The sequence below is a fragment of the Phenylobacterium sp. LjRoot97 genome (assembly GCF_964254345.1).
Classification (GTDB): Bacteria; Pseudomonadota; Alphaproteobacteria; order Caulobacterales; family Caulobacteraceae; genus Phenylobacterium.
In genome coordinates this window covers 2,484,550-2,500,028 of the sequence record NZ_CAXUTH020000001.1, presented here as the reverse complement: position 1 = coordinate 2,500,028, position 15,479 = coordinate 2,484,550, and the positions used below count along the sequence as shown (strand labels likewise).

General features: G+C 68.2%; 13 protein-coding genes. 9 read left to right on the top strand and 4 right to left on the bottom strand.

Annotated features, from left to right (window positions below):
• Window positions 1–62 precede the first annotated feature (62 nt).
• The 4 genes from ACSQ2H_RS12445 to ppdK are packed head-to-tail and all read left to right on the top strand — an operon-like array spanning window position 63 to window position 6,490.
• Window positions 63–965, top strand: coding sequence for a glycine--tRNA ligase subunit alpha (locus ACSQ2H_RS12445; protein WP_436061703.1), 903 nt, complete (start codon window positions 63–65; stop codon window positions 963–965).
• Window positions 962–1,486: a DUF2314 domain-containing protein gene (locus ACSQ2H_RS12440; protein WP_436061702.1), complete on the top strand. Its 525-nt coding sequence runs from the start codon at window positions 962–964 to the stop codon at window positions 1,484–1,486. The genes ACSQ2H_RS12445 and ACSQ2H_RS12440 overlap by 4 nt, the downstream gene beginning before the upstream one ends.
• Window positions 1,486–3,780: a glycine--tRNA ligase subunit beta gene (gene glyS, locus ACSQ2H_RS12435; RefSeq protein ID WP_436061701.1), complete on the top strand. Its 2,295-nt coding sequence runs from the start codon at window positions 1,486–1,488 to the stop codon at window positions 3,778–3,780. The genes ACSQ2H_RS12440 and glyS overlap by 1 nt, the downstream gene beginning before the upstream one ends.
• A gap of 13 nt (window positions 3,781–3,793) precedes the next feature.
• The gene (gene ppdK / locus ACSQ2H_RS12430) at window positions 3,794–6,490 is read left to right on the top strand and encodes a pyruvate, phosphate dikinase (RefSeq protein ID WP_436061700.1); all 2,697 of its coding nucleotides are present in this window, start codon (window positions 3,794–3,796) and stop codon (window positions 6,488–6,490) included.
• A gap of 141 nt (window positions 6,491–6,631) precedes the next feature.
• Here the strand turns inward: ppdK and ACSQ2H_RS12425 are convergent, their stop codons facing one another.
• Both ACSQ2H_RS12425 and ACSQ2H_RS12420 read right to left on the bottom strand, forming a co-directional pair.
• Window positions 6,632–7,495, bottom strand: a complete 864-nt coding sequence (locus tag ACSQ2H_RS12425; RefSeq protein ID WP_436061699.1) for a PEP-CTERM sorting domain-containing protein — start codon at window positions 7,493–7,495, stop codon at window positions 6,632–6,634.
• A 264-nt stretch (window positions 7,496–7,759) separates the two neighbouring features.
• Window positions 7,760–8,416, bottom strand: a complete 657-nt coding sequence (locus tag ACSQ2H_RS12420) for a CAP domain-containing protein (protein ID WP_436061698.1) — start codon at window positions 8,414–8,416, stop codon at window positions 7,760–7,762.
• A gap of 166 nt (window positions 8,417–8,582) precedes the next feature.
• Here ACSQ2H_RS12420 and ACSQ2H_RS12415 point away from each other — a divergent pair, with 166 nt between their 5' ends.
• The 3 genes from ACSQ2H_RS12415 to ACSQ2H_RS12405 all read left to right on the top strand — a co-directional run bounded on the left by ACSQ2H_RS12415 (window position 8,583) and on the right by ACSQ2H_RS12405 (window position 10,950).
• Window positions 8,583–9,341, top strand: a complete 759-nt coding sequence (locus ACSQ2H_RS12415) for a DsbA family protein (RefSeq protein WP_436061697.1) — start codon at window positions 8,583–8,585, stop codon at window positions 9,339–9,341.
• Between the two features lie 107 nt (window positions 9,342–9,448).
• Window positions 9,449–10,315 (top strand): glutathione-dependent disulfide-bond oxidoreductase, encoded by an 867-nt coding sequence (gene yghU, locus ACSQ2H_RS12410; protein WP_436061696.1) that lies wholly within the window; start codon window positions 9,449–9,451, stop codon window positions 10,313–10,315.
• Window positions 10,316–10,323: 8 nt separating this feature from the next.
• A complete protein-coding gene (locus tag ACSQ2H_RS12405; RefSeq protein ID WP_436061695.1) occupies window positions 10,324–10,950 on the top strand; it encodes an NUDIX hydrolase in 627 nt (208 codons plus the stop codon).
• A 3-nt stretch (window positions 10,951–10,953) separates the two neighbouring features.
• On the opposite strand, the gene ACSQ2H_RS12400 is transcribed toward ACSQ2H_RS12405, so the two are convergent.
• Together ACSQ2H_RS12400 and ACSQ2H_RS12395 are read right to left on the bottom strand one after the other, a co-directional pair.
• A complete protein-coding gene (locus ACSQ2H_RS12400) occupies window positions 10,954–11,526 on the bottom strand; it encodes a TetR family transcriptional regulator (protein WP_436061694.1) in 573 nt (190 codons plus the stop codon).
• 49 nt (window positions 11,527–11,575) lie between these two features.
• Window positions 11,576–12,049, bottom strand: coding sequence for a VOC family protein (locus ACSQ2H_RS12395; RefSeq protein WP_436061693.1), 474 nt, complete (start codon window positions 12,047–12,049; stop codon window positions 11,576–11,578).
• A 203-nt stretch (window positions 12,050–12,252) separates the two neighbouring features.
• Here ACSQ2H_RS12395 and ACSQ2H_RS12390 point away from each other — a divergent pair, with 203 nt between their 5' ends.
• Together ACSQ2H_RS12390 and ACSQ2H_RS12385 are read left to right on the top strand one after the other, a co-directional pair.
• Window positions 12,253–13,539, top strand: coding sequence for a cytochrome P450 (locus ACSQ2H_RS12390; protein ID WP_436061692.1), 1,287 nt, complete (start codon window positions 12,253–12,255; stop codon window positions 13,537–13,539).
• Between the two features lie 366 nt (window positions 13,540–13,905).
• The gene (locus tag ACSQ2H_RS12385) at window positions 13,906–15,444 is read left to right on the top strand and encodes a M20/M25/M40 family metallo-hydrolase (protein ID WP_436061691.1); all 1,539 of its coding nucleotides are present in this window, start codon (window positions 13,906–13,908) and stop codon (window positions 15,442–15,444) included.
• Window positions 15,445–15,479: the final 35 nt, after the last annotated feature.

The following is a 15,479-nucleotide window of genomic DNA, read 5'->3' as shown; positions in this document are numbered from 1 at the left end:
AAGCGAAGGTCGGCGGGCCCTATGGTCCGCCGACTTTTTTTGCGCCTGCGAAACCCCTGCCAATGCCAGCTGATAAGCCGCTTTCGTTTCAGGGTCTTATCCTGAAGCTGCATGACTATTGGAGCCGCCAGGGCTGCGTGATTCTGCAGCCTCACGATGTCGAGGTAGGGGCGGGTACGCTTCATCCGGCTACGGTGCTTCGCGCTCTGGGCCCCAAGCCCTGGCGCGCGGCCTACGTGCAGCCCTCGCGCCGCCCGGCCGACGGCCGCTATGGCGAGAACCCGAACCGGCTGCAGCACTACTACCAGTATCAGGTGATCCTGAAGCCGAACCCGGAGAACCTGCAGGAGCTCTATCTGGGCAGCCTGGAGGCGATCGGCCTCGACACCCGCCTGCATGACATCCGGTTTGTGGAAGACGATTGGGAAAACCCCACCGTCGGCGCCTGGGGCCTGGGCTGGGAAGTCTGGTGCGACGGGATGGAAGTCACCCAATTCACCTATTTCCAGCAGGTCGGCGGCCTGGACGTCTGGCCGGTGGCCGGCGAGCTCACCTACGGGCTCGAACGCCTGGCCATGTACCTGCAGAACGTCGATCACTTCACCGACCTGGCGTTCAACGATCCAGACGGCCCGCTGCCGATGACCTACGGCGACGTGTTCCTGGAGAACGAGCGCCAGCAGTCGGAAGCCAATTTCCACCTCTATGACGTCGACACTCTGAAGCGTCAGTTCGAGGACATGGAACGCCAGGTGCCGCGCATCCTCGACGGCCGCGGTCCGCAGGGCCAGCGCACCGTGCTGCCGGCCTACGACCACGTGCTCAAGGCCAGCCACCTGTTCAACCTGATGGACGCCCGCGGCGCGATCGCCGTGGCCGAGCGCCAGAGCTACATCGGCCGCATCCGCGACCTGACCAAGATGTGCGCCGAGGCGTGGGTCGAAAACGAAGGCGGCAACGCGTGAAACGCGCTGTCCTTACGACTCTCGTCGCCATTGCGGCATCCGTCGGTCCGGTTCTATCTGCGTGCGCGCGGGAGACGGCGCGGTCGCCAGAGCAAGAGGTCATCTTCTCCAAGGAGCAGGACGCGGCCCTCACTGCGGCGTCGGCCGAAGCCCGCAAGTCGTTGCCAGTGTTCTGGGCGAAGTTCGACGCCAAGCCGGCCGGCTACGGCGACTATGCTGTCAAGGCGGCCTTCGAGACTCGCGGCGGCGCCACCGAGAACATCTGGGTGAACGTCATCGGCCGGGCCGACGGCAAAGTGACCGGAGAACTCGCCAATGAGCCGTACGATCTGGGCGCCCTGAAGCTGGGCGACCAAGTCGACGTCGATGAGACGGCGATCTCCGACTGGCAGTATTCGAAGGGCGGCAAGCTCTACGGCCATTTCACAACGCGAGCGCTCACCGCTCGCGCCAATGCGGCTCAACGCGCTCAGTCGGCGGAGTTGTTCTCCCCGCAACCGCTTGAGGCCGGAGCTAACTGATGCCCCAGCTTCTGATCGAACTGTTCTCCGAAGAGATTCCCGCGCGCATGCAGGTGCAGGCCGCGCGCGACCTCGACCGCATGTTCCGCGAGCGGCTGGCCGAGCAGGGCCTGCTGCCCGAAGGTCTGAAGACCTTTTCCGGCCCGCGCCGCCTGACCCTGGTGGCCGAGGGGCTGCCGGAAGCTCAGGGCGACCGCCACGAGGAGCGCAAGGGCCCGCGCGTCGGCTCGCCCGACGCCGCCATCGACGGCTTCCTGCGCTCGACCGGCCTGACCCGTGACCAGCTCACGGAAAAGGACGGCGTCTGGTTCGCCCATATCCATCGTAAGGGCCGCCCGACCGCCGAGATCGCCGCCGAGATCCTCGATCACGTGATCCGCAACTTCCCGTGGCCCAAGTCGATGACCTGGGGCCGCGGCACGCTGCGCTGGGTGCGGCCGCTGAAGCGCATCGTCTTCCTGTTCGACGGCGCCGTGGTGCCGCTCAACGTGGATGGCGTCGAGTCCGGCGATGTCACCGAAGGCCATCGCTTCATGGGCTCCGGCAAGCCCTTCAAGGTGAAGGACTTCGACAGCTACCGCGACAAGCTGGCCGCCCACTTCGTGATCCTCGACCCCGAGGAGCGCAAGGACCGCATCATGGACGGCGCGCGCACCCTGTGCTTCGCGCGCAACCTGGAACTGGTCGACGACGACGGGCTGCTGGACGAGGTCGCCGGCCTGGCCGAATGGCCGACCCCGGTGCTCGGCGACATGGATCCGGCCTTCCTGGACCTGCCGCCCGAGGTGATCCGCACCTCGATGCGTACGCACCAGAAGTACTTCGCCGTCTCCGATCCCAGCCGTGGAAACGGCAATGGCGGCCGCAAGCTGGCGCCGAACTTCCTGACCGTCGCCAACATCGAGGCGGCCGACGGCGGCAAGGAAATCGCCCGCGGCAACGCCAAGGTGCTGTCGGCGCGCCTGAACGACGCCCGCTTCTTCTGGGATGAGGACCGCAAGGTCACCCTGGAAGATCGCCTGACCAAGCTCTCCGGCGTCACCTTCCACGCCAAGCTCGGCACCCTGGCCGAACGCGTCGAACGCCTGGAGCTGCTGGCTAAGGCCATCGCGCCGCGCGTCGGCGCCGATGTCGCCAAGGCCGTGTTGGCCGCGCGCCTGTCGAAGGCCGACCTCGCCACCGGCATGGTCGGCGAGTTCCCGGAACTGCAGGGCCTGATGGGCGGCTATTACGCCCGCGAGGAAAAGATCAGCCCGGTCGTCGCCGACGCCATCCGCGACCACTACCGCCCGGTCGGCGCCAAGGACGAGGCCCCGGACACCCCGGTGACCATGGCCGTGGCCATCGCCGAGAAGCTCGACACCCTGGTCGCCTTCTTCGCCATCGACGAAAAGCCGACCGGCTCGCGCGACCCCTATGCGCTGCGCCGCGCCGCGCTCGGTATCATCCGGATCCTGCTGGGGTCGGAAGCCCGCGCGCCGGTGCGCGAACTGGTCGCCGACTGGTACAAGTCGCTGCGCTGCTACGTCGATCCGGGCCGCGCCCTCTACGTCTCGACCCGCCGCACGACCGGCTATCTGGGCCCGGCCTACCGCTCGCCGTCGGAAGTCTTCGAGACCTATGTCGAGGAATTCGAGAACGCGCTGCTCGAGGGCGTGCCCTATGTCGTTTCGACGACCGAGGACTTCGACATCCGCTTCGACCGCTCGGCTCCGGCCGGCGATCCGCCCGAAGGCGAGGTCCAGTACCAGTTCCGCCCGTACGGCGTGGTCGCCGACGAAGTCCTGGGCTTCCTGGCCGATCGCCTGAAGGTCGCCCTGCGCGACCAGGGCAAGCGCCACGACCTCGTGGACGCGGTGTTCGCGCTCGGCGACGACGACCTCGTGCGCATCGTCGCCCGGGTCGAGGCGCTCGACCACTTCCTGACCGGCGCCGACGGCCAGAACCTGCTGGCCGGCTACAAGCGCGCCGGCAACATCCTCAAGGCCGAGGAGAAGAAGGGCGAGCTTCCGGCTGGCCCTGCCGTCGGCATGCCGGCCGCGCCGAAGGAGGAGGGGGCCCTGATCGCCGCCCTCCAGGCCGCTGAGCCGGCTGTGGCTCAGGCATTGCAGCAGGAAGACTTCGCCGACGCGATGCGTGCCCTCTCGGGACTGCGCGCGCCGGTCGACGCCTTCTTCGAGGCGGTGCTAGTGAATTCTGAAAACGCGGCGGAACGCGAGAACCGCCTGCGTCTTCTCGTGCAGGTTCGCGACCTCATGGAGCGGGTCGCGGACTTCTCGCAAGTGACGGGCTAAGGAGGCCTTAGGAATGTCGACCGATACGCTGACCAAGTCGCGCTGGGTCTATTCCTTCGGGGGCGGCAGCGCTGATGGCGACGCCTCGATGAAGAACCTCCTCGGCGGGAAGGGTGCGAACCTGGCCGAGATGTCGTCTCTGGGCCTCCCGGTGCCGCCCGGCTTCACCATCACGACCGAGGCCTGCGTCCACTACTATTCCAACGAGAAGCAGTACCCGGCCGAGCTCAAGGAGCAGGTCGTGGCCGGCCTGGCCGTGGTCGAGAAGATCACCGGCAAGAAGTTCGGCGACACCGCCAATCCGCTGCTGGTCTCGGTCCGCTCGGGCGCCCGCGCCTCGATGCCGGGCATGATGGACACCGTCCTCAACCTTGGCCTCAACGACGAGACCGTCGAGGGCCTGGCCAAGCTCTCGGGCGATCGCCGCTTCGCCTTCGACAGCTATCGCCGCTTCATCCAGATGTACTCGGCCGTGGTGCTCGACCTCGACCACCACATGTTCGAAGAGATCCTCGACGAGCATAAGGAACGTCTCGACGTCACCGTCGACACCGGCCTGACCGCCGAGGACTGGGAAAAGGTCGTCGCCGACTACAAGGCCGCCGTCCAGCAGGAGCTGGGCCAGCCGTTCCCGCAGGACCCGCACGCCCAACTCTGGGGCGCCGTCGGCGCCGTGTTCGCCAGCTGGATGAACGACCGCGCCAAGTTCTACCGCCGCATGCACGACATCCCGGAAAGCTGGGGCACCGCCGTCAACGTGCAGTCGATGGTGTTCGGCAACATGGGCGACTCGTCGGCCACGGGCGTGGCCTTCACCCGCAATCCGTCGACCGGCGAGGCCCGCCTCTACGGCGAGTTCCTGATCAACGCCCAGGGCGAGGACGTCGTCGCCGGCATCCGCACGCCGCAGGCCCTGACCAAGATCGCCCGCGAGGAGATGGGTGAGAAGGCCCTCTCCATGGAAGAGGCGCTGCCCGAGGTCTTCACCCAGTTCAAGGCCGTCGTCGAGAAGCTCGAGAAGCACTATCGCGACATGCAGGACATCGAGTTCACGGTCGAGCAGGGCCAGCTCTACATGCTGCAGACCCGCAACGGAAAGCGCACCGCCAAGGCGGCGCTGAAGATCGCGGTGGACCTGGCCAGCGAGGGGCTGATCACCCAGCAAGAGGCGATCATGCGGGTCGAACCCGCCAGCCTCGACCAGCTGCTGCACCCGACCATCGATCCGGCCAGCCCGCGCGACGTGGTCACCACTGGCCTGCCGGCCTCGCCCGGCGCGGCCACCGGCAAGATCGTCTTCAACTCCGACGAGGCCGAGCGTCTCGGTTCGGCGGGCGAGGCGGTCATCCTCGTTCGCGACGAGACCAGCCCGGAAGACATCCACGGCATGCATGCGGCCCGCGGCATCGTCACCGCGCGCGGCGGCATGACCAGCCACGCCGCCGTGGTCGCCCGCGGCATGGGCCGTCCCTGCGTCTCCGGCGCCGGCGAACTGCAGATCGACGGCAAGGCCGGCGAGCTGCGCGTCCGCAGCCGCGTCTTCAAGGCCGGCGACATCCTGACCATCGACGGTTCGCGCGGCGAGATCCTGGCTGGCGCCGTTCAGATGATCGAGCCCGAGCTGACCGGCGACTTCGCCGCCCTGATGGAGTGGGCCGACAAGGCCCGCCGCCTGAAGGTCCGCGCCAACGCCGAAACCCCGCTCGACGCGCGCACCGCCCGTCAGTTCGGGGCCGAAGGCATCGGTCTCTGCCGCACCGAGCACATGTTCTTCGACGAGGACCGCATCGCCGCCGTGCGCGAGATGATCCTCGCCGACGACGAGGCCGGCCGCCGCAACGCGCTGGCCAAGATCCTGCCGATGCAGCGCAACGACTTCGTCGAGCTGTTCACGATCATGGAAGGGCTGCCGGTCACCATCCGACTGCTCGACCCGCCGCTGCACGAGTTCCTGCCGCACACCGAGGCCGACCTCCAGGCCGTCGCCGACGCCACCGGCATCGACGCCGCCAAGCTCATGCGCCGCGCCAAGGAGCTGCACGAGACCAACCCCATGCTCGGCCACCGCGGCTGCCGCCTGGCCGTCTCGTATCCCGAGATCTACGAGATGCAGGTCCGCGCCATCTTCGAGGCGGCCTGCGAGATCGCCGAGAGCGGCAAGGCCGCGCCGATCCCCGAGATCATGCACCCGCTGGTCGCCAAGGGCGAAGAGATGCGCTACCTGCGCCAGCTGACCGACAAGACCGCCCAGGCGGTGCTCAAGGAACGCGGCCGCGAGATCGAGTATCAGGTCGGCACCATGGTCGAGCTGCCCCGCGCCGCCATCCGCGCCGGCGATCTGGCGCAGAACGCCGAGTTCTTCTCGTTCGGCACCAACGACCTGACCCAGACCACCTTCGGCATCAGCCGCGACGACTCGGGCCGGTTCCTGGGCGCGTATCTAGAGAAGGGCATCTTCGAAAAAGACCCCTTCGTCAGCCTCGACCAGGAAGGCGTGGGCGATCTGATCCGCCTGGCCGCCGAGCGCGGCCGCGCGGCCCGCCCGAACGTCAAGCTCGGCATCTGCGGCGAGCATGGCGGCGACCCGGCCTCGATCGAGTTCTGCGAGAGCGTCGGTCTCGACTATGTCAGCTGCTCGCCGTTCCGGGTGCCGATCGCCCGTCTGGCCGCGGCCCAGGCCGCCGTCGGCGGTATCGAGAAGGACCGCTAGTCATCCTGCGCCTGGAGCTCGCCGGCAGGCGGGCCCCAGGCGTCGCAGCCCGCCGTCGGCGAGGTTGACGTCCAGACACGAAAAAGGCCGCGCGATCAGCGCGGCCTTTCTAGTTTTCAGGTCCAGCCTGGCTTGGCCGGCCTAGACGGTCTTGGCGTTGGCCCGCTCGGCGGCGCGCGAGCGGCGCACCATGCTGCCCAGGCCGAAGAAGCCGACGATCATCATCAGCCAGGTGCCGGGCTCGGGGACCGGGCTCGTCGGCGTGGTCGGGGTCGTCGGCGTGGTGGGCGTCGTCGGAACCGTGGGATCGGTCGGCGTCGTGGGCGTCGTGGGATCCGTCGGGTTGGTCGGGGTCGTCGGTGTGGTGGGCGTCGTCGGGTCGGTAGGATCCGTCGGCGTGGTCGGCGTCGTCGGCGTCGTCGGCGTCGTCGGATCGGTCGGATCCGTCGGATCTTCACCGCCGCCGCCGGGCGGGGCGATGTAGGTGCCGCCGCCGCCGCCGCCGCGCGGACCGAACATGCTCGGGAAGCCGCCGCCGCCCGGATTGCTGACCGGCAGGGCCGCCAGGCTCATCGGCGGCGAGGCGTCGGCCGTCTCGGCCGGCGGTCCGGCCACTTCGTCCAGCAGGCGCTGGGCGGGCGGACGCGCTTCAGGGGGCAGGGCCGCCATGATCGACGGCTTGGTGTCGCATTCGGTCGACGGCGGCGCCAGCGCGGCGTCGGTGCGCATCGCGTAGGACGACTCCGGCAGCTTCTTCATCGGCGCAGCCGGCTTGGCTGCGGCGACGGCAGTGCGCGGCTTGGTGGCCGGCTTGCGCGCCTGGGCGCTGGCGGCGGGCTTGGCCTTCGCGGGCTTCACGGCGCGGTGCGGCGCAGCGGCCTTCGGCGCCGCAGGCTTGGCCACAGCCGGTCGTGAGACCTTGATGAAGCAATCTTCGGCGGCGGCGGGTGCGGCGGCCGCCGTACTCAAAATCGCACCCATGACGACATATTTGGCGATCGCCATGTCGTTCCCCCCAGACTGACGAGCATCCGCCGCTTCACGGCGATGCTCACAAGAGGCGCTCTCGCGCCGGGCTCGCCACCATTTTAAGGCGAGCGTTTCAAACTCGACCATATAGTACAACGGCGTCCAGGAAAACGCGCGTAATCAATTGTAAAGCACGCTAACCCTTTGGCGTTGCACGGTTGCTACGCCCCGGCCGACGGTTAACCTTCGCCCGTCAGGAGAAATACCGTGACGAGATGCTGGACTGATTCGGTTTTGCGACTACTCGTCGGCCGCGCGGATCTTGTCGAGCTGGGCCGTGATGATGCGCGGCGAGGGCGCGGCGCTGAAGTCCATCACGCACATGGTCGAGTAATCGCGATGCGGGCCGCAGCTGACGCCGACCACCTTGAAGGCGGCGGTGAACATGTTGGTGCGGTGGCCGCGGTCCGGTACGCCGCTGTCGATGATCAGGGCGCGCACCACGTCCTCGGGCGAGGGCGGGCCATAGGCGATGTTCTCGGCGGACAGCGCCGCCGCCGCGCCGTGGCGGCGGACCCGGTCGTAGAACCGCTCGCCGTTGGCGCTCGCGTGGCCGATGTGTCCGGCCGGGCCTTGCATCGACACGTGTTCCAGCGCCGCCGAGGTCAGCATGTCGTCGGGGCGCAGCGGCGAGAGCGGCCGTTGACGCTTGAGGAACGCGACCGCTTCGATGTAGGCGGCGTGGTCGGCAGGCTCGCCGGCGTCGATCAGCGCCTGTTCCCAGCGGGTGACCGGTTCACGCTCGAGGCGCCGGGCGTATTCCTGGGGATAGGCGCGGGCGAAGTTGATCTCGGCCAGGATCGCGTCTTCCATCGGCCCGGCGGCGGCCAGGGTCGGGGCGCACAGGGCGGTCCCGAGCGCGGCGGCAAGAACGTGATGTAGGAAGCGCAGTTTCAACTGTATCGCCCATCAATTTCCTGGGCGAAGACTGCAGTATCGCGATGTATTTCAATTTAAGAGTAATGGTTACAATCCTGGTTACCTTAACGCGAAGTCAATATCCGGACTGGCTGGAGCGCGGTCTGGGGCGTGGCTGTCGACGTCGATCCGAGGGGCGGGCGTGGTGAGATTGAAACCCCTGATGGCAGGGCTGGGCGTGCTCGCCCTGGCCGCTTGCGACGCGCCGCAGAAGGGCGCGGCGCAGAACGACGCCGCGTTCGAGCGCGAGCTGCGCGCCTACCTGCTCGCGCATCCCGAAGTGATCCGCGAGGCCGCCTCCAAGTTGCAGGCCAAGAAGGCGGCCCAGGCCCGCGCCGTGCTGGCGCAGGCCAAACCTGCGCTCGAGCGCGACCCGCGCGATTTCGTCGCCAACCCCGGCGGCCGCGCCACGGTCGTCCAGTTCTTCGACTATCGCTGCCCCTATAGCCGCGCCGTCTCGCCCGACATCGATCGGCTGATCGCCGCCAATCCGGACGTTCGCTTCGTCTTCAAGCAGTACCCCGTGTTCGGCAGCTCGTCCGACTACGCCGCCCGCGCCGCCCTCACGCCCCAGGGCAAGGCCAAGGGGCTGGCGCTGCACCGGGCGCTGATGGCGCAGAAGGACCTGAACCCCGCGCGGGTCGACCGTATCCTTTCCCAGCAAGGGCTGAACCCGCGGGAGGTCGACGCCGCTGCGCGCGATCCGGCGCTGGCCGAGCAACTCGCCGACACCCGCGAACTGGCGCTGAAGCTGGACCTGAAGGGCACGCCGACCTTCGTCGTCGCCGGCGAAATCATCCCCGGCGCCGACGTCGTGCGGCTGGAGGCGGCCATCTCCCGGGCCCGCGCCTCGGCGCTGTCCAGCGTCGGCGAAGCGCTGACCCGCAATCCGTTCGGCCACTGACCGGGCGCGAGCGCCCCTTGGCGGGGGGCTCGCCATGCCCCACCTTTGCACCCGACACGCCGCAATCTGGCGGGCGCCTCGCTCGCCCGCACGCCTGGAGCCTGCTGATGACCGACTACACCCCGCCGAAGGTCTGGACCTGGAACAAGGAAAACGGCGGGCGCTTCGCCAACATCAACCGCCCGATCGCCGGCCCGACCCATGACAAGGAGCTGCCGGTCGGCCGCCATCCGCTGCAGCTCTACTCCCTGGCCACGCCCAACGGCATCAAGGCGACCGTGATGCTCGAGGAGCTGCTGGCGCTGGGCCATGCGGGCGCCGAGTACGACGCCTGGCTGATCAACATCGGGACCGGCGATCAGTTCGGCAGCGGTTTCGTCGACATCAATCCGAACTCGAAGATCCCGGCGCTGCTCGACCGCAGCGGCCCGACCCCGATCCGGGTGTTCGAATCCGGCGCAATCCTGGTCCACCTGGCCGAGAAGTTCGGGGCCCTGCTGCCGACCGATCCGGCCAAGCGCGCCGAGGCCATGTCCTGGCTGTTCTGGCAGATGGGCAGCGCGCCCTATCTCGGCGGCGGCTTCGGCCACTTCTACGCCTACGCCCCGACCAAGATCGAATACGCCATCGATCGGTTCGCCATGGAGGCCAAGCGCCAGCTCGACGTGCTGGACCGCCGCCTCGCCGAGAGCCAGTACCTCGGCGGCGACGAGTACACGATCGCCGACATCGCCGTCTGGCCCTGGTACGGCGGCCTGGCCAAGGGCGTGCTCTACGAGGCCGGCGAGTTCCTGGCCGTGCACGAGTACAAGAACGTGCAACGCTGGGCCGACCAGATCGCCGAGCGCCCGGCCGTCCAGCGCGGCCGCATGGTCAACCGCACCTGGGGCGAGCCCTCGACCCAGCTCTGGGAGCGCCACGAGGCCAGCGACTTCGACACCAAGACCCAGGACAAGCTGCAAGCGGCGAAGTAGGGCAGGGCATGAGCTATCCGTTCACGCCCGCCTTCCGCGCCGAGCTGGCCGCCCGTTGCCAGGCGTTCCCGCGCCTGGCCTACGACGGGCCCCAGCTCAAGCACGCAGCAGTGGCCATCACCCTGGTGGACGCCGGCGACGGCTCGGGCGAGACGGCCTTCCTGCTCACCCGCCGCTCGGCGACCTTGCGCGCCCACGCCGGGCAGTGGGCGCTGCCGGGCGGGCGCTGCGACGACGGCGAGACCTTGCAACAGGCGGCGCTGCGCGAGCTGCACGAGGAGCTCGGCCTGCATCTGGCGCCGTCGAGCATCCTCGGGGTGCTCGACGACTACGCCAGCCGCTCGGGCTACGCGATCGCCCCGGTCGTCACCTGGCTGGAGGACGCCAGCGCCCTGGCGCCCAATCCGGACGAGGTGGCGTCCGTCCACCGCTTCCGGCTCGACCAGATCGCCGGCGACGACGCCGTGGCCTTCGAGACCATTCCGGAAAGCGAGCGGCCGCTGATCCGCCTGAACCTCGGCGAGCACCACATCCACGCCCCGACCGCGGCGCTGATCTATCAGTTGCGGGAAATCGTCGCCGGCCGCGTCACCCGCGTCGCCGACCTCGACCAGCCGGTCTTCGCCTGGCGCTAGGACCTAGGCGATCAGGGTGGTGAACACCGCCGTGACGCGCTCGATGAACACCTCGCGCTCACGGCTTTCCAGCGCCTCGCCGCGGATCAGCCGCTCGACCAGGAAGCCGATATAGACCCCGGCCAGCACCCGGGCGCGCGCCTCGGCGTCGTCCCCGCCCAGCCAGTTGCGGATCGGGACCAGCAGGCGCTCCTGCACCAGGGCGTTCAGCAGCGGGGCCGTCGCCGGGGAGGTCGCCGCCCGCAGCAGGAACTGGAAGCGCTGGGTCCTGGCCTCGTCGTCGTGCGGCGTTCCGGCCAGCATCAGCGCCATTTCGCCTGCGAAGTTCGCGCGGTCCCAGTCCAGCTGCTCGTTGGCCCGGAAGGAGTCCTTCAGCGCCTCGACGAACAGAGCCTCCTTGCCGCCGAAGTAGCGCTTGACCAGCGCCACGTCAGCGCCCGCCTCGCCGGCGATGTCGCGCAGGGTGCAGTCGTAGCCGACCCGCGCGAACTGCTTCTTCGCCGCCTTCAGGATGGCCGCGCGAGTGGCCTCGGCGTCGCGCCGACGGGGGGCTGGGCGAACAAGCGTCTCAGTCATCGCCCCTTGTGTACACGACGTCGGGGCGCCGGTCAGGTCTCTCGCCGCGTCAGCCGCGCCGGGCCGCGTCGATCGCCGCCACGTCGATCTTGCCCATGGTCATCATCGCATCGAACGCCCGCTTGGCCTCCGCGCCGCCGGCCGCCATCGCCTCGGTCAGCGTCCGCGGCGTGATCTGCCACGACACGCCCCAGCGGTCCTTGCACCAGCCGCAGGCGCTCTCCTGGCCGCCGTTGCCGATGATCGCGTTCCAGTAGCGGTCGGTCTCCTCCTGGTCGTCGGTGGCGATCTGGAACGAGAACGCCTCGTCCTGCTTGAAGGTCGGGCCGCCGTTCAGGCCCAGGCACGCCACGCCCGCCACCGTGAACTCGACGGTCAGCACGTCGCCTTCCTTGCCTGACGGGTAATCGCCCGGCGCGCGGCGCACGGCGGTCACCTCGCTGTCGGGAAAGGTCTGCGCATAGAAGCGCGCGGCGGCTTCGGCGTCGGTGTCGTACCAGATGCAGATCGTGTTCTTGGCCATGGCGTTTCCCTGATCGCCCGCCTCGGGCGTCCGGTCATAAACGTCGCTAGCGGATCAACGTTCGGCAAGCCGGCCGCTTGCTAAGTCAATCGCCGTTGACATAGCCCCGGAGTGCGCTCAACCTTCCCCTAAGTCCGCGCGTCCGGTGCCGTTTGCTGCCGGGCGAAATCAAAAGATGGCGGGCGCGACCTGGGAAGGAAGCCATGAATATCTCCGCCAAGATTCAAGCTGCCGACGCGGCCGCCGAAATCGCCGCCATGCCGCTGGAACAGCTCAACCCCGCCAAGGTGTCGCGGTTTTACGACGACTCCATCTGGCCGGTGTTCGAGCGCTTGCGCCGCGAAGATCCCGTCCATTTTACGCCGGACAGCGAGTACGGCCCCTATTGGTCGATCACCAAGTGGAACGACATCATGGCGGTCGACACCGACCATGAGAACTTCTCCTCGGCCGAGGGCATCACCCTGATCAATCAGGTGGCGATGGCCGAGCAGGAAAAGGTCATGGGCGTCCGTCGCCGCGGCGGCGCCGGCTTCATCACCATGGACGAGCCCGAGCACAGCCGGGCGCGCAAGGCGGTCAGCCCGACGGTGGCCCCGTCCAACCTGCACAACATGGCCCCGCTGGTGCGCGAACGCGCCGGCCAGATCCTCGACTCGCTGCCGATCGGCAAGGAGTTCGACTGGGTCGACCTGGTGTCCAAGGAACTCACGGCCATGACCCTGGCCACGCTGTTCGACTTCCCGTTCGAGGACCGCCGCAAGCTGACCTACTGGTCGGACATGGTCACCAACCAGCCGGGGCACGGCCCGGTGAAGAGTTGGGAGCACAAGGGCCAGGCGATGATGGAGTGCTTCGCGGCGTTCCAGGAGCTCTGGGACCAGCGCGTCAACGCCGAGCCGTCCGGCGACCTGATCTCCATGTTGGCCCACAATCCGGCCACCCGCGACATGGAGCTGGCCACCTATCAGGGCAACGTCATCCTGCTGATCGTCGGCGGCAACGACACCACCCGCAACACGATCTCCAGCAGCGTCTATTCGCTGAACAAGAACCCCGAGCAGTACGCCAAGCTGCGCGCCAACCATGACCTGGTGCTGTCGATGGTGTCGGAGACCATCCGCTGGCAGACGCCGCTGGCGCACATGGCGCGCGTCGCCACCCGCGACGTCGAACTGGGCGGCAAGACCATCAAGAAGGGCGAGCGGGTCGCCATGTGGTACATCTCGGGCAACCGCGACGAAGAGATGGTCGACCGCCCGAACGAGTTCATCATCGACCGCGAGCGGCCGCGCCAGCACATGTCCTTCGGCTTCGGCGTCCACCGCTGCGTCGGCAACCGCGTGGCCGAGATGCAGTTGACCATCATCTGGGAAGAGATCCTCAAGCGCTTCCCGGAGATCAAGGTCGTCGGCGAACCGACCCTCAACTGGTCGGCCTTCGTGCACGGCTTCGAGACCCTGCCGGTGGTTATTCCGCACCGGAACTAATTTGCAGACAGGGAGGGGCGCGCCGCCTTCGCGGCGGCGCGGGGAGGCGGGAGCCGAGCGTCTGGAGCGCTCGGCCCCTTTCTTATGTGCCCCATACTGGCGCTGTCACGGCATGTTCATGCGCATTGCGGGCAATCTCCGGCATGTTGCGTCCATGGTTACATTTGAAACTTTCCGGTATCGGCCAAGATAAAGCTGGTCTTCCGGCAACAGTGCGCGGGTTCCGTCACTCCAGAGTCGACTACATCACTTGGCGAGTCGGGAACTTCTCTGTAGCTGCGCTGTCGCGGGGCTTTGGGTCCGGCCATCGCGAGCTTGCGGCTCGCGCAAGACAGTAAGACGAGCGCCGCTCACCGGGAGTAAGTAATGTCCGACCAGTACGACCGTCCTTCGACCGACCGTCGCAGTTTGATGGCCGGGGCCGCCGCCGCTGCGGCCGGCGCCTTCCTCGCGCCCGGCCTGGCCAGCGCGACGACCGCCGACCTCGCGGTGATCCGCAAGGCCGCCGAGGCCGACAAGGCCGACGCCATCAAGCGCCTGCAGGAGTGGATCGCGCTGCCGACCGTCGCGGCCGAGGGCGTGGGCGTCGTCGAAGGCCCGGCCTACATGGCCAAGATCGCCAAGGAGGCCGGCTTCCAGACCGCCGAGATCATCCCGACCGACGGCGTCTCCGGCGTGTTCGCCACCCTGGACGTCGGCGCCCCGCGCTGGATCGGCGTCTACTTCATGTACGACGTGAAGCAGTACGACCCGAAGGAATGGTCGAGCCCGCCGCTCGAAGGCCGTCTGGTCGAAAAGGCGCCGTTCGGCACGGTGATGATGGGCCGCGGCGCGACCAATTCGAAGGGCGGCCAGATCGCGCTGCTCAACGCCCTGCGCGCCATGCGCGCCGCCGGCAAGAAGCCGCCGGTCAACATCGCCCTGATCTGCGAAGGCGAGGAGGAGATCGCTTCTCCGCACTTCCGCCAGATCGCCACCCATCCGAAGGTGCTGCCGATCCTGCAGAAGTGCGAGGGCATCTACGTGCCTGGCCCCTCGCAGGACCGCACCACCGGCGAGGTCTCCTTCACCCTCGGCGCCAAGGGCCCGGTCGAGCTGCAGCTGATCGTCGACGGCTCCAAGACCGGCATCGGTCCGAAGACCGACATCCACTCGTCCGAGAAGGCCCGCATCGACAGCCCGATCTGGCGTCTGGTCCAGGCGCTGGCAACCCTGACCAGCGCCGACGGCAACACCCCGACGCTCGACGGCTTCATGGACAAGGTCCGGCCGCTCTCGGCGCGGGAAAAGGAGCTGATTGGCCAGCTCGCCCAGAAGACCAACGAGGCCGCCCTCAAGCAGGCCTACGGCAACAAGGCCTGGATCGACAACCTCAGCTACGAGAAGTCGATCGAGCGGTTGCTCTCGCAGCCGACCATCAACCTGCAAGGGCTGGTCGGCGGCTACACCGGCCCGGGCGGCAAGAGCATCCTGCCGAGCCGCGCCGAGGCCAAGCTCGAGATCCGCATGGTCCCGAACCAGACCTACGACGACACCGTCCGCCAGCTGCGCGAACACCTCGACAAGCGCGGCTTCCAGGACGTCCAGATCAACGTCTCGGGCGGCTATGATCCCACCGAGACCGCCGAGGACGCCCGCGTCGTCCAGGCCGCGCTCGGCGCCTACAAGAAGATGGGCATCCCGGTGACGCTCTCGCCGCGCAGCGCCGGCTCCTGGCCGGGCTCGCTGTTCACCCAGCCGCCGGTCGCCCGGCCCGCCATCCACTTCGGCGTCGGCTTCGGCTCGGGGGCGCACGCGCCGGACGAGTTCATCGTCATCGACTCCGCCAATCCGAAGGTGGCCGGCTACGTCGACGCCACCATGGCCCAGGCGCAGTTCCTCTACGCCCTGGCGGAAATGAAATAGCCGCTGCCGCCCCCTGCCGGGGGCGGCTTCCACTC